At 71.3% G+C, this 12,947-nt stretch carries 14 protein-coding genes and 4 tRNA genes; 4 read left to right on the forward strand and 14 right to left on the reverse strand.

All coding sequences use genetic code 11. The features are described 5' to 3' along the window. Window positions 1-454 precede the first annotated feature (454 nt). Window positions 455-628: a hypothetical protein gene (locus AAFN69_RS22750; protein ID WP_347730524.1), complete on the forward strand. Its 174-nt coding sequence runs from the start codon at window positions 455-457 to the stop codon at window positions 626-628. Window positions 629-702: 74 nt separating this feature from the next. On the opposite strand, the gene AAFN69_RS22755 is transcribed toward AAFN69_RS22750, so the two are convergent. From AAFN69_RS22755 to AAFN69_RS22775, 5 genes are all read right to left on the reverse strand, one after another. Further along, window positions 703-1,206: a hypothetical protein gene (locus AAFN69_RS22755; RefSeq protein WP_347730525.1), complete on the reverse strand. Its 504-nt coding sequence runs from the start codon at window positions 1,204-1,206 to the stop codon at window positions 703-705. Window positions 1,207-1,982: 776 nt separating this feature from the next. After that, the gene (locus AAFN69_RS22760) at window positions 1,983-2,354 is read right to left on the reverse strand and encodes a hypothetical protein (RefSeq protein ID WP_347730526.1); all 372 of its coding nucleotides are present in this window, start codon (window positions 2,352-2,354) and stop codon (window positions 1,983-1,985) included. A 727-nt stretch (window positions 2,355-3,081) separates the two neighbouring features. Next, window positions 3,082-3,330 carry a hypothetical protein gene (locus AAFN69_RS22765; protein ID WP_347730527.1) on the reverse strand — a complete coding sequence of 83 codons (249 nt, stop codon included), beginning with the start codon at window positions 3,328-3,330 and terminating at the stop codon, window positions 3,082-3,084. 244 nt (window positions 3,331-3,574) lie between these two features. After that, on the reverse strand, window positions 3,575-4,237 hold the full coding sequence (locus AAFN69_RS22770) for a hypothetical protein (protein ID WP_347730528.1): 663 nt from the start codon (window positions 4,235-4,237) through the stop codon (window positions 3,575-3,577). A gap of 431 nt (window positions 4,238-4,668) precedes the next feature. Beyond that, on the reverse strand, window positions 4,669-5,316 hold the full coding sequence (locus tag AAFN69_RS22775) for a hypothetical protein (RefSeq protein ID WP_347730529.1): 648 nt from the start codon (window positions 5,314-5,316) through the stop codon (window positions 4,669-4,671). A 366-nt stretch (window positions 5,317-5,682) separates the two neighbouring features. Between AAFN69_RS22775 and AAFN69_RS22780 the strand changes: the two genes are divergently transcribed. The 3 genes from AAFN69_RS22780 to AAFN69_RS22790 all read left to right on the forward strand — a co-directional run bounded on the left by AAFN69_RS22780 (window position 5,683) and on the right by AAFN69_RS22790 (window position 7,241). Next, window positions 5,683-6,270: a hypothetical protein gene (locus tag AAFN69_RS22780; protein WP_347730530.1), complete on the forward strand. Its 588-nt coding sequence runs from the start codon at window positions 5,683-5,685 to the stop codon at window positions 6,268-6,270. Between the two features lie 196 nt (window positions 6,271-6,466). After that, on the forward strand, window positions 6,467-6,832 hold the full coding sequence (locus AAFN69_RS22785) for a hypothetical protein (protein WP_347730531.1): 366 nt from the start codon (window positions 6,467-6,469) through the stop codon (window positions 6,830-6,832). 52 nt (window positions 6,833-6,884) lie between these two features. Continuing rightward, complete coding sequence (locus AAFN69_RS22790; protein WP_347730532.1) at window positions 6,885-7,241, forward strand: hypothetical protein; 357 nt, start codon at window positions 6,885-6,887, stop codon at window positions 7,239-7,241. A 441-nt stretch (window positions 7,242-7,682) separates the two neighbouring features. Here the strand turns inward: AAFN69_RS22790 and AAFN69_RS22795 are convergent, their stop codons facing one another. The 9 genes from AAFN69_RS22795 to AAFN69_RS22835 all read right to left on the reverse strand — a co-directional run bounded on the left by AAFN69_RS22795 (window position 7,683) and on the right by AAFN69_RS22835 (window position 12,888). Then, window positions 7,683-7,973: a hypothetical protein gene (locus AAFN69_RS22795; RefSeq protein WP_347730533.1), complete on the reverse strand. Its 291-nt coding sequence runs from the start codon at window positions 7,971-7,973 to the stop codon at window positions 7,683-7,685. Window positions 7,974-8,127: 154 nt separating this feature from the next. Beyond that, complete coding sequence (locus AAFN69_RS22800; RefSeq protein ID WP_347730534.1) at window positions 8,128-8,313, reverse strand: hypothetical protein; 186 nt, start codon at window positions 8,311-8,313, stop codon at window positions 8,128-8,130. Window positions 8,314-9,758: 1,445 nt separating this feature from the next. Then, a complete protein-coding gene (locus AAFN69_RS22805) occupies window positions 9,759-10,688 on the reverse strand; it encodes a hypothetical protein (protein WP_347730535.1) in 930 nt (309 codons plus the stop codon). Between the two features lie 383 nt (window positions 10,689-11,071). After that, window positions 11,072-11,632, reverse strand: a complete 561-nt coding sequence (locus AAFN69_RS22810; protein WP_347730536.1) for a hypothetical protein — start codon at window positions 11,630-11,632, stop codon at window positions 11,072-11,074. 53 nt (window positions 11,633-11,685) lie between these two features. Beyond that, window positions 11,686-11,982, reverse strand: coding sequence for a hypothetical protein (locus AAFN69_RS22815; RefSeq protein WP_347730538.1), 297 nt, complete (start codon window positions 11,980-11,982; stop codon window positions 11,686-11,688). Window positions 11,983-12,218: 236 nt separating this feature from the next. After that, window positions 12,219-12,290: transfer RNA gene (locus AAFN69_RS22820), tRNA-Asp, on the reverse strand. Window positions 12,291-12,374: 84 nt separating this feature from the next. After that, window positions 12,375-12,449 (reverse strand) — tRNA-Glu (locus tag AAFN69_RS22825). A 171-nt stretch (window positions 12,450-12,620) separates the two neighbouring features. Further along, window positions 12,621-12,689, reverse strand: a tRNA-OTHER gene (locus tag AAFN69_RS22830). A gap of 122 nt (window positions 12,690-12,811) precedes the next feature. After that, a tRNA-Ala gene (locus tag AAFN69_RS22835) sits at window positions 12,812-12,888 on the reverse strand. Window positions 12,889-12,947: the final 59 nt, after the last annotated feature.

A 12,947-nucleotide genomic window follows, 5' to 3' on the forward strand; every position in this document is an offset into this window, starting at 1 on the left:
GAGCGGCGGCGCGCCCGGCGACGAGGCCGGCGCCGGCCAGGTCCGGGCAGGGCGGCGGCCCTGGAGCGCGCCAACCCCAGCCACACCGCCTCGCCGACGGCCACACCCGCGAACACCCCGGCCGGTGTGCGAACGCCTCCGCCAGCCCGCGGACCGCGGCGACACCATCACCCCGGCAGCCGCCGGCTCGGCCCACCAGACGGCGGGCACACCCAGCACGGCCGGACCCACCAGCAGCGCGGCCGCGGCACGCCCGGCCGCACCCTCCGCGAGACCGGCACCATCCCGCAGCGCACCGATCAGAGCCACACGGCCCAAGGACCGCGAACACCAACAAACCGAGCGAACCGATTGACACATAAAACTTGACATCAATCCACCCCGCAAGGTAGACTAATTAATACCGGGCGGGGCCGTACATCCGCCCGCCGATCACTCAGAGACGGAGACCCGCATGGCACATGAGGTCCTGGAGAGCTTCCCCGCCACCTCCGACGGCCTGCTTCAGGCCCGAAAGGCGCAGCGGCGCCACGCCGAGTCGCTGACCCGTAAGGGCCTCGGCAGGAAGTACGGCGTCGGTGTCGTCAAGCGGGGCGGCTCCTACTGGGTGACGCTCGTCAAGCGCTGAACCGCCCATGCCAGCGCCCCGCCCCCAAGGAAAGTGGGGGCGGGGCGCAGCGCTGACATGGTACGAACGTCGGCTCAGCCGGCCGCAGGCGCCTCCCCGTGGGCCCGCAGGTGCTCATCCAGCGCCGCCCGGCGCTGCGCCGTGGGCCAGGCGCGGAACTCCCAGGCCCGCAGCACGCCCTCCAGCTCCAGGCCGTCATGCGTAAGAATCTCGGCCACGGCCTTCAGGCGCAGAGCCCGCGGCAACGCCTCCTCCAGGCGCACGACACGCGCCGCCAGGGCCTCCTCGTCGACCGGGCCCGACGGCCCGACCGCGCCCGCCCCGGACTCGGTCCCGGCTCCCGCGCCCGCCGCGGTGTCGTCGGCGAGGTAGGCAGTCACCTGGTCGAGCGTCATCGTGTAACCACCCACACCGCTTCCCGCGATGACGGACCCCGTCTCGGCGTCCGCGATGCGGTACAGGCCATACCCGAGCGCCTGCGGATCACGCGCACGCGACCGCTGCAACACCATCCCCCGCCGGCGCGCGACACCCCGCAGGCGGGTCTCCTCGATCTTCCGGGCAGATGTCTTCGTCATGAGGAGAATCCTAGAACTATTCCCAGAATTATTCCAGGAAGCCTTCTGGGAAGTTACGCAGGCAACAAGGCCGGCGCCAGCTCCACTCACACCGCAGCGGAGCGGGGCGCGGGCCCGGTGAACGGCGAGGACTACGGGACGGGGCGAACGGGCCGGGCGCACGTGCGCGAACAGCCGGTACCGATACGCCGTCGCCGGTCACGGCGCGGGCGGCACGACGGCGAGCGGCGGAGGACAGAACCGCCGGCAGCGGGCAGGGCCGAGAGGGGCGGCACCCGGCAGCAGCCTCGGCGAGGCGGAACGCGCCAGGCTCCGGCAGCCTGAGAACGGCCAGGACGACGGAACGGACCGGCTGTCCGGGCGACCGGGTCGGCGGCCACGAGGCGGCGCAGGACCACCGCGCAGCCGTCATTGCCCGCGTCCCCGGCCAGCGCCACGGCGGCCGCGGGCGGCGGTCAGAGCGGCCCTCCCCCTGACCGGCACGAGGGCGGGGGCGGTGCGCGGGCCGGGCGGGCCGGCGGACTTCAGACGCCACACCGCATGAAGCACCGGCCCGCAGCCGGCCAGAACGCCCGCAGGCAGCACCGGCGACCAGTCCCACACCCGCAGCCACGAGACGAGCGGCCCCGCGAAGCCGTCCACCTGCCGACGTCGGCGGGAAGAACCTCCTCCACCCCGTCGGCCGCCGCCCGCGTCCACCTCCGCGGCATCGGCCGGGAGGTGGCGCGCGGAGCGGAGGCACAAATGGCGGCCGGTGCGGGGCAGGTGGTGAGGATCTACGGCTGCCGCGCGCCGTACTTGCGGTCGGTCTCCTCCACACGGGCGCTCAGGCGGGCGACGGTGTAGCGGGCGCTGTCGACGGCGTCGCGCACAACCTCCTCCATCGCCTCCCTCATGCTGTGGGCATCGCGCTCGTTCGCGAACGAGCGCGATGCGCCCACACCGACGCCTTCGAGCTCCACGGTGCCGGTCAGGACGACATCGTGTTCAACGTGATCCGTCGGCTTGCTGTAGTACCGGCCGTCATCGGGCTCGGCCCAGCGCACCTCGACCGTGACGGTGTAGCCCTCGTGAACGAAACGGGCGGTCCCGTCGAGGTCAAGACGAAAACCCGGATCAGCGGGAGTCCGAAGCTGATGCAGTTCCATGCGAAGTCTCCTAGTCGTAGGGGCGCCGTCGGCCGGTGGGTACGGGACGGACGGCAGAGCCGCGTCGGAGGGCATCCGGCGGACCGTGTGCGGGTCAGCGGTCCAGGAGCGGGCGCGGTTGGTGCCGACAGAGGCCGATGGCCTCGCGGACGCCGACCCCGGCGGATCCGCACCTCTCCGGCCTGAGCGTGACCGCCGGAGAAGCCGACGGCGATGTCCAGCAGGCCGTCGGAGTCGCGCGCGGCCGGGCGTGGCGGGCGAGTGCTCCTGCGCTCGAACCCCCGCCCCGGTTCGAAGGGCCTGTGCCCCGACGGACGCGGCCAGCGGTCACCCCGCGGTCTCGCGGCGCCACAGGCGGCCCTCGCGGCGCCTGGCTATGCGCTTGACCGTCCGGTCGTACGAGCGGCTGCCACGGCTCTTGTGACCGTAGTTCAACGTGCGGCTCCGGCGGATCACGATCGCCCCCTCTCCGATGAAACGGGGCCAGCGCAACCGCCAGGCACCTAAGCGACAACACCCCCGTTCATTCATTAATCTACCCCCAAAGGGGATACTTGTCAAGTCTTATGTGTCACGCCTGCCCAGGCGGAGCCGGAGGCCCGGCCCACGGGACGGACAACGAGCGGGAAGCCACAGGCCACGGCCGTGCACACGGCCACAGCAGATGCCGCAGAACGGAGAAAGACGTTCGGGCACCGCTACCGCAGCGCCCGAACGCCTCGAACTCTCACGCCTGGGCGGCACGACGCTCCCGCTTGACCTCGCGGGCATTGCGCCAAATCCCCACAACCTCCACAGGATGGGTCACCGCGAGGAGGGCGAACAGGATGTAGGTGCGGACACGGCTGCCGGTCCAGCGGTTCACGTTGCGCGGCGCGCACTGCTCGAACACCCATGCACCCAGCAGGTTCCACGGCCCAACGACCCCGATGCCATAGCCCAGGGCCAGAGCCGAGAGAACCAGGATGACCGTCATGGTGACTCCTTGAAGAGGGGTTGGGGTGGAAAGGCGTCGACAGCAAGCCACCACTAAGCATTAATCTACCGTTCAGGGTTATTGATGTCAAGCTATATGTGTCGCATGGCGAGTGCCCGCGCCGAACGAGGCCGCCGCACGAGCCCGCCGAGCCGCTGTGCGACACGCAAGGCGGCGGCGAGCCGGGCACGGAAGCGAGGAGCCGCCCGACCGGTACGGCCGGCCGGGGCCCGGGAAGCGATCCTCAGAGCGCGTCAGGGGTGAGATCGCGCAGGAACACCCTCGGGTAGCAGCCGAGGTCGTCGACGACCGAGATGACAGCCCGGCCGGTGTGGTGGCGGCAGGTGCCCCGGACCGTTCCGCTCTGCGTGAGGCCCGCGCCGCCGGTCCAGGTGATGCGCCTCGGCGTGCTCCGGCAGAAGCGCCAGCGGGCCCCGGGGTCCTTGTCGAGCCACGCGGCGGTGCCGGTGAAGTCCGTGAACTCCGCCTTCACCGCAGCCTCGGAGATGCGGCAGGCACACCGGACGTGCAGCACCAGGCGCTGTCGGCGAGCCTCCACACGGACCAGCGCACTGGGCTTCTCCGTGTGGAGGTAGGGGCTGGCTCCGTATACGGCGTCGCGGCGGGTCAGCGCGAGGGGGCCGTACTGGCGGCGGTCGCCGTCTACGCCCCGCACCGCCCAGCCCTGCCCCGAGGGTGTGTGCGTTCCGGGCAAGTGGAGCACGGCGAAGGCCCACGGCCGGGAGGCCGCAGCGGCGTCGGGGTCGAAGAACCAGCCGTCGACGCCGAAGACGTCCCGGACGGTCATCCGGGGCTGATCGCGCTCGCCCGCTGGGAGGGGGCGGTACTTCCTGAACGCGGGCAGAGAGGTGTGTCGTGTCTGCTGGTCGGTCGCGTTTCGCGTCAAAGGGGAAACTCCTCGCAGGTCAAGTGCCGATAGTCGGTCAGATGTGTTTCCGCCGCCCCGTGGCGGATGGGCGGGGCGGATCGGCAGGTGGGGAGACGAGTGGCCACCAGTCCCAGAACGGGCCGTAGCGGTGAAGGTAGAGGTCGATGCAGGCGAGGGCCTCCTATGGGGAGGCGTGGCCGTCGACGCCTCAGGTCGGTTGTGCAGCCGGGCGCGACCGAAGCGGTTCGGAATCCTTACCCCTACGGGCGTCGGGGACGCCCCCGGCTCCGGGTGCGAACGGCCCACAGTGGACCCGAAGGTGCTTCGCATCGTCCCGCCCCTTCCGCGACCCGCAGAGGTACGCGGATCCTGTCACCGTCGGCGGTGACGGCGGTGACGGGGCTGGACAGCTCGGCGAGACCGTCCACCCCGTCGGCGCGTGCGGGTGCCTACAGGTGCACGCACTCCGCGTTGCCCGCCTCCACACCGCTCAGCTCCGGGAGTCCGTAGGGGGAACTGGTGTGATCGGCTGAAGCCCGGATGCTGACACGCGCGCCAAGTTCACCGGCGATCCCGGCGAGCGTGCGGGCCATCGAGACGGGGTGGGTGCGAGACGGGAGGTTCGGCCGGTAGATGAGGACAACCCTGTAGCCGCAGTCGTCCACGGTGATCCCCTGCTCGGAGAAGCCGTAGCTCTTGGCGACTTCCTCGCGGTACGCGGCCGCAGCAGCTGCGGGATGGCCGCTGTAGGGCTCGCGCGTGACCAGGACATCGGTGACAGACGCCAGGGGAATCGCGCGGTAGGGCTTGGAGTTCAGCAGGTCGTCCAGGTCCGCCGCACGGGGAGTGGTGATGGTCCACACCTCGTCATCCGCCCACGGCCCACGGCTTCCGTCCCAGGCGGGCACCGGCGGGTGCCCGGGGCCGGGACGGAAACCCGCGATCACCCCGGTGCGGGTGCCGTCACCGTTGTCACGGTCCCAGTAGCGCCCGCTCCGGATGAAGCCGGGCCCAGGCGTCCAGCAGTTCACGGGCTCCGCCGCCCACTTGAGAGTGACCACGACGACGTGCGCGTTGGGGTTGAGCGAGAAGGGCACACAGGCGGCAACCCGCACAAGGCGACGCGTGAGACTGCGATTCACAGGCACTCCCATAAAAGTTCGAACAACAACACCTTTCATTCATTAATCTACTCTACAAGTTCCACTGAGTCAAGTTTTACGTGTCATACAGCCGCGCCGCCCGCAAGCGAGGCACCCCCGCCCGACAGGCGGGCGGCGACACCGAGAGGCGGGGAGCATGCCTGAGTACCGCAGGCGGGCCGCAGGGGCGGGCCGGCCCGGACCGAGCGACAGGCGGGTCCGAGGCTCGACACATAAAACTTGACCGATGAGAGCCCTTGAGATATATTAATGAATGAGGGCGGGCGCGCCGCCACCCTCCCCCGACAAGGAGCGCCGACTATGGCCGACTTCCTCGCCAGCCCAACGCACGTCCTCGCCCTGGTCAAGGGCACCGCCGAGGGCGACCCGATCAAGCACACCACCGCCTTGGGCCTGGGCACCCACCTCGGCGACGCCGTTACCTGCGGCCTGCTCACGACCACCGGCGAGTGGGACCCGGTCCTGACCGGCACCGGGCGCGCCCTGTACGAGACGCACCTCAGTAACCTCCCGGACGGCCGGGCCAACCACTGGGGCAACGCCGTCCCGGCAGCCGCCGTCGACCACGTGCGCCTGCTGCACTTGGAGGCCACCGGCCGCCTCGTCACCGTCGAAGCCGAACTGACCGGGTCGGGCCACGGCGTCGTGACCGTCCTCCGCGGCACCCGCCGCGCCCGGCCGCCCCAGGGCACCCTGGGGCGCACCCGCAACGCCGCAGGACGCGCCTCCGGCTGGTACGTGAACAACACCCTTACCCAGGGCACCCCCGCAGCAGACCGGGCAACCGGGCGTACTAAGAACGACGCCATCCGCCAGTACCTGCGCACCCTCGGCATCCGTCCCGACGCGATCACCTACGCCCGCATTCACTACACGGTGAAGCCCTGACAAGCAGCCCGGCTGACGGTCTGCCGGAGCGGAACCGGCAACAGCGGCGCAGGACGGGGACGATGCCGCGCTTAACAGCCTCGGCCACCCGTAGGCGACGCGGGCCCGGCGTCGTCACCGAGCCTGCGAACACCCCCGGCGCACCCCCAGAAGGCCACTCGCCCACGGGCCGCGCCGGATCAGACCCGGAGGACTCATGACCTGGCCCGTGGCATTGCACCCCGGCGTCGACATCCGTCTTGAGCGGCTGATCCTGCCCGACGAGGCACTGGCCGGCGGACGCCTCATCACCCCGCCCGACGTCGCTGCGGCCGCGCGCCAGCGCCGGGCTCTGCTCATGACCCTCACGGAGTGGCTCGGCCAAAACCCGTACGACGCCCGGCTGGGCACCGCGCCCGCCCGGCTTCCGGGCCACCGCGGCCCCGCGTACGCCTCCGTCGTCCAGGACAACAGCGCGGCCCTTCACGTCTGGTGGTGCTGGAGCGGCCTTCGCACATCCGTCGAGGTCCTCGACGTCGCCCTCACTCCCCGCTTGCCCTCAGCCCCGGAGCCGGGCCCGTGAGCCCCGATCCGGGCACGGGTGCGGCAAGCCTCTCTGTCGATCGGAGCGTTAGTTGAATCTCGTGCAGCAGTACGTCCACCTCGACCTCGACGCGGTTGCGGCGGTCACCCCCGAGCAGATCGACACCTACCTCTGCGGCGCCCGGTGGGTACGCGCTGAAGCGATCTCGCCGGACTTGCAGGCGTGGACGCGGCCCGCCAGCGAGCCTCTCCCCGGCCACCTCCAGGCCCTGTGCACGCTTCCGGCCCGCCAGGCACGGCTCATCTGGTCCGGGTACGTCTCCTCGCCCGTCCGCCGGCGACGCGACTATGCCGCCCGCGTGGAGGAGCTCCTTCTCGTCCTCGGCATGTTCGAGCGCCGCCTGGCCTCCGCCGTCCTCTCCGATATCGCCACCGTCCCCGTCGCCTGATCACTGCGGGGCGCCCCGCCGAGACTCCCAAGGGACATAAAACGCCCGTGTTTCCCGGCATCGCGGCACAGGTAACGAACCGGGACACGACAGACAGGCCACGTGGACGGGGCGGCCCGGACCGAGCGAATGCGACGGGTGGCCCGGGACGCGGCACCACAGCGACCGGAGCGCCGAGAACAACCTCAGCCACGGACCCGGGTCGGGGCCGGACGAAGACACGGGCGCAGCGGGAGCCGGGACGGACTGCGGAGTCACGAACGCAACGGCCGGACGGGCACGGAGACAGACCGAGCACAGCCGACGGGCACCGGCACAGCACAAACCCAGACGGCGCGGGCGGGCCCGGGGGCCGGACGGGACCAGGCGGCGCGAGCGCGTTCAAGGCAGGCCGAACGCTGCTCCACCGGTGTTCGACGCCACCAACCCCCGGGCCGCGGCTCACTTGCCGGAGACGACCAGGCGGCCGCCACCGGCGGGGTGGTCCTTCACGGTGAAGCGCTGCTCCAGATACTTCCGGACGGCGACCTGCCTCTCCTTCCGAAGCGAGCCGTCAGAGCCCCACGCCGCGCTGCACTCCACGTAGTCCACGATCACGCCGAGCACGTGCGAGGTGCGGACCTGGACACCTTCCGACCAGCGCTGCCCGGACCGGCGCCCGGTAGACGTCCTGCTCAAGGGGAACTCCTTGCCGAGGTAGTTGCGGACAGAGGCGTAAGTGGCGTTGGCCATGATCGGTTCCTTCTCTCGACGGGGGAAGCACGGCGGGCACAGACGGGCGAGACCCGGCGGACCGGGGCGGATCACGGCCGGGCCGGGCGCCGCAGGACGGCCCCGGCCCGAGGGGGCGGGTGATGCGGAGCGCGTCAACGGCGCCGCCCGGGAGTCAGAGGGTCTTGCCCCGGGGTGAGGGCTTGCAGCCGTGGGAAAGGACCGCGTCGAGCAGGCGGCGGGCGTTGTCGGGGTGATCAGTGATCTCCGCCTTCAGACCGCACCGGCCGCACGAGTACTCCATCGTCTGCATCTGGGCAGGAAGCCAGGCGCGGATCTGGCGGATCAAGTCGGTGAGCATCTCTTCCGAACTCCTCGCGTCGGCCGAATAACACAGCGACCGACGACGCGATCGCGCCACCCGCCCGCTCCATTCATTAATTTACCCTGCAAGACCTATAAATGTCAAGTTATATGTGTCACTTAGTGAGGAGTGCCCCTGTTGGTGACGCTGCACAGCGCGGCTGGCCGCGAGCGCCAGCAGGACGGGCGCCCCGGGCCGCGGCGGGCGGTGAACCGGCCGGCGCAGCAGACCCCGGCTGAGCCCAGCCGCCCCGGAAGGGGGAAGGCACTGGCAGCAGCGCGTGAACAAGAGCCCTCACGAGGGAGGCACACCTGGCATCCTGACGTCAGCCGGGCAGCCCGGCCTTCCGCCCCGCTCCCCGCCCGCCGACGAACGGACCGCGGTGCCGAGTAGCACGGAGTGGGCGTGACAGGGCCGGCCGCTGGAACCAGGCGTTCGCTGAAGTCCGTTACCGGACACCGTCGGTGCGGGGCGGGCGCACAGCCAGGCAAACGGCACGCCGGGGTCGGGAGCCCGCGGCCGGACAAGATCGGTGGGCAGGAGCGCGGGAGGAACGGACGCCGGCGACCGGAACGGCCGCGGGGCGCAGCGGCGACGCGGCCGGGAAGGAGAGGGCGGACGCGGACGGACGACCACGGGCGGGCGGATCCAAGACGCGACACCGCAAGGACCGGAGCCCGAGAACGGCAGGCACGCCGGGGGCTCCCACGCTCGGCCAGCGAACGCACAGTTCGTATGGGGACACCACTGCCCGGCGCGGGCAGACACGGACAGGCCGCTGTCGCGGCGGGCGGCCGATGGCCCGCCGGACCGGCCCCGGCGTACCGGTACTCCGAAGTGGCGCGGTGGGTGTGCGGTGCCGGAACGACGCACAGAAACGCGGCACGGCGGGCAACGGCCTCGCGGACCCCGGGGCAGGGACAACGGCCGCACTCGGCCGAGCGGGCGGTCAGGCCGGCCGGAGCGCGACGGGCGTGTTCACCCCTGCTCTCCCCCCTCTGACCGGGGCGGCGGGTGCGGGGCACCGGCCTCCTTGCTCGCCCATTCGTGGTCCCGGGCCGCACCGCACCAGCAGTGCTCCGGGCTGCCGATCGGGTAGCCGGGGAAGCCGACGCTTCCCCGTCCCCCGTCACTTCGGCGGCGGACGGCCGGGCGCCAAACGGCGAACTTGGCGGCCACCGCTCGGGCGGCACGCTCTCCTCTGGACGACGGCACGGGTGAACCTCCAGGTCGGATCTGCAACTGCGGGGCTGCGGCCCGGCGGGATAGCAGACGGTGCGGGCGGGCATCGGCCGAACCCGCGAGGCGCGGCAGGTTGCCCTGGTGGATCCCGTTGGGCAGCCGGCGCTTTCCAGGCGGGAGACCCTGAACGGAAGGGGACAGCGGGAGCGCAGCGGGGCAGACCCGCAGACACATCCGGCCGGTCCCCGGTCGGTAGAGCTCTACCAGGCCGCGACGCGTGCAATGTGCGCGAGCAGGGCGGCAGTGACGCCCTCTGAGGTCGGGACCTCCGCGTCGACGGTCATGACCGAGGCGCCGAATCCGCGGCTGGCCGCGTGCGTAATCACGGCCGTGCCGTCTTCCGGGGCCAGCGAGAAGGACGGCACACCGGGAAGGCGCTCGGGCAGCTCCGGTGCCGCAGCACCCCCGTTCGCGGGCGTCACGACGGCCGAGTCGGCCAGGTCGGCGGCGAGGTGGCGCAGGTGCCAGTCCTCGTGCGCGCACTCTCCGTGACACTTCACCCCGGCCAGGCGCCGGGCACCCGCCGCGTACAGCACGTGCCGGGTGTGGTCCCGGTACTTCTTCGTGCGCACAACCGTCTGCTCGGCACCGAGGCTGAGCCGGACGATCCAGAAGGCTTCCCCGCCCTGATCGTGGAACTGCCAGGTCATACGGATCCCGGTGGCGACTGCGAGATCCGGCCAGCCGACGACGATGCCGGTGTCCTGGCCCTGCCAGGTGTGCAGGTGGACGCTGCTTCGTCCGGCGGCCGGGTCGGCGATCCACATTCCGGGGGTACGCGGCCAGTCCCGTACCCGACCGAGCACCAGCGGAGTCCGGCCGGGCCACCTGGGCAGCGAAGGATCCGCGTGCGCGTTCTGGTGGACGGGGCAGGATCCGCACTGAACACGCGGCGTGTCCGGAGAGGCAGCCGGGGCGGGCCCCAGGGCGAGCTTGGGGTCTGCGCACCGCTCGAAGCCGCCCCAGCGCTGCCGCCCGGTACGGGCCTCGAAGAGCGAGGCGAACCGGACCGGCCGGAGCCCGCAGTGGGCAGGTGCGTCGAAGTGAGCGTTGATCGAGAGCCGGTTCCACCCCTCCCCGTCCGGCCCGCGCGAGCCGTAATCGTGGGGGTTGTCAAGGTAAACGGGCACAGGATCTCCAGTCACAGGGGTGGTTGAACCTCGGCGTCGTGCTCTCCGAGGACTGCGCCGAGACGGTCAGCGCGTCAGGATCGTCCGGGCCGTCACCGCTAGCGCGCCACAGGAGCGCTCCCCGGGAAGGGCCGCCAGGACCAGGACGCCGGGCCGGGATCATGCGGAGGCGCTGCCCACGAAGAGCCTGCCGCCGTCGTCCACCGGAATCGCCCCGGCGGGCCCCGCTTGTCGCGGATGCGCTCGCCGTCGGTTTCAGCAGGTGCACGGCGTCCTCCTCGGCGGCGTCGTTGCACGGGATTCCCCGGGCGGCCGTCCACTGAGGCTGCGCGGTGCCGGCGGGAACAGCGGGATGTCCGGCGCACCGGCGCCAGGGCTCTTCATCACGCACCGGCCCCGTCCTCGTCATCGTCATCGCCGTCCCCGGTGTCGTCGCCGGACCAGCAGCGTGCGCAGAACCAGGCCGAGGAGAGCAGCTCCGACGACCTGTTGCTCACGCCCGGATGGGTCTTCTGCGTTGCCTCGAAGAGCCGCTCGGTGCTGTGCGAACACGACTCGCACCGCGGGAGGGCGATCGACCGGTGGACCAGATTGCGACGGGTCATCTCGCGGCGCAGCGTCTGAGCGTACTCGTAGACGGCGCGGCTGTTGTCGCCCATGATCTCGATGAGCTGAAGGCCGCGAATCAGCGTTGCGCTGTCCATGCGCTCCCGGGCGGCACGGGTCATACCGTGCCGCGCGAACCGGGCCGCACTGGTGCGCAGTGCGGTGAACTCCCCTGCATCGGGAGCACGGTAGCCGTCCGGTGGCCAGAGCCGCACCCGGGGCGCGAACGTAGCCGCCTGCCGGGCCCAGGGCGCGAAGGGGTCGGCCATCACTTGGGCGTCCCGGGCATGGTCCGCCAGGGTCTGGCGCCGCGCGGCGGTCTTCGTGGTCACAGTCAAGGGGGTGGCTCCCGACAGCGTGGAGGGTGACGGTCAGCGGGCGGCGGGAAGGCTCACGCGGAGGCGTTGCCCACGAATATCCAGCTGCCGTCGTCCACGGGGATCGCCCCGGCGGGGCCCCGCTTGTCACGAATGCGCTCGTCGTCGGTGTTCAGCAGGTGCGTGGCGTACTCCTCGGCAGCGGCCAGGGACATGGGACGGTCCGCGACCAGTACGAAGCCATCCTTCTCGGCGATCGTGCCGGTGTACTGGCGGCGCCCGGACTCCAGGACCGCGTCCGCCTTGGCGTTGAAGAACGCGCGCTCGACGTCCCCGCTCGCACCAGGGGTGATGAATTCGTAGGCACCCATGAGTCGTGGCTCCTTCCAGCAGCACCGCAGTACATGGCCGCCCGCCGGCCCGGGTCCCGGACACACCGCCTGATGGCGGGGATTTCCGGGCCGGACCGGCAGACGGTGTTCATGAGGTCCGGCCTGCGGGGACGGGAAGCGAGTCAGCGCACGGCGTGGGGAATCCGTACGGCTCGCACGTCCCGCCCCGGCGGCCGGGGCACCGCTCCCCCAGGGGGGATGAGGTGAGCGGTGAGCGCTCCTGCGGGGACTTGAACCCCGTTTCCCGGACTGACAACCCGGTGTCCTACCGCATGGACGACAAGAGCCTGCGTGTGCGCTGCCCGCCGAGGAAAGCGCGGCAGGGCGGAAAGCTGAGAGCGGCGACCCCGAGGGGGTGGGGACGCCGCCGGTACCCCCGGCGGGATTCGAACCCGCGGTCTCCCCATCGAGAGTGGGGCGAGATAGCCGGACTACTCCACGAGGGCGTGGATTCCCGCCACCAGCCGGGGATCGGATCAGGTAGGGCCCGCGAAGGGTTTGCCCATCACCTTCCCCGGCCGGGGCGGGGTCGCGAAGGCCCCTCCCCAGGAGCCTTCGGCGACGCGTGCCAGCGGACCGGATCCGCCCGGGGAGGCACCACCACCCCGCTGACACATCGTGAACGAACGGGATTCGAACCCGTAACCAACCCCGCAAGGCCGCTCTGCCAATTGAGCTACCGCTCCAGAGGAAGCGTCCTCCCTCCTTCAACCCACCCGGGTGATCAACCGGGCAAGTCCGTACTGTCGTGCCGGTGCGCGCCCTCTCAATAGGGACAACGCCTCAGGAAAAACGCACACCGGCACGTCGCGATCCGAGGGGACTCGAACCCCTGCCCCTCCCCCGGCATGGGGGACGCTCTACCGAACTGAGCTACGGACCTGCCGAACAACGCGGACCGGCCGCTCCGCACCATTCGGCGCCAGCCGGGTCGATCACCCCTG

The organism is Streptomyces sp. CAU 1734, assembly GCF_039888735.1.
GTDB lineage: Bacteria > Actinomycetota > Actinomycetes > Streptomycetales > Streptomycetaceae > Streptomyces.

Bases quoted from the DNA above. Each gene is read 5' to 3' on its own strand.
- AAFN69_RS22760 (WP_347730526.1), bottom strand. From the start codon at position 2,354: ATGGAACTGCATCAGCTTCGGACTCCCGCTGATCCGGGTTTTCGTCTT.
- AAFN69_RS22785 (WP_347730531.1), top strand. From the start codon at position 6,467: ATGACCTGGCCCGTGGCATTGCACCCCGGCGTCGACATCCGTCTTGAG.
- AAFN69_RS22780 (WP_347730530.1), top strand. From the start codon at position 5,683: ATGGCCGACTTCCTCGCCAGCCCAACGCACGTCCTCGCCCTGGTCAAG.
- AAFN69_RS22765 (WP_347730527.1), bottom strand. From the start codon at position 3,330: ATGACGGTCATCCTGGTTCTCTCGGCTCTGGCCCTGGGCTATGGCATC.
- AAFN69_RS22795 (WP_347730533.1), bottom strand. From the start codon at position 7,973: ATGGCCAACGCCACTTACGCCTCTGTCCGCAACTACCTCGGCAAGGAG.
- AAFN69_RS22800 (WP_347730534.1), bottom strand. From the start codon at position 8,313: ATGCTCACCGACTTGATCCGCCAGATCCGCGCCTGGCTTCCTGCCCAG.
- AAFN69_RS22815 (WP_347730538.1), bottom strand. From the start codon at position 11,982: ATGGGTGCCTACGAATTCATCACCCCTGGTGCGAGCGGGGACGTCGAG.
- AAFN69_RS22755 (WP_347730525.1), bottom strand. From the start codon at position 1,206: ATGACGAAGACATCTGCCCGGAAGATCGAGGAGACCCGCCTGCGGGGT.
- AAFN69_RS22750 (WP_347730524.1), top strand. From the start codon at position 455: ATGGCACATGAGGTCCTGGAGAGCTTCCCCGCCACCTCCGACGGCCTG.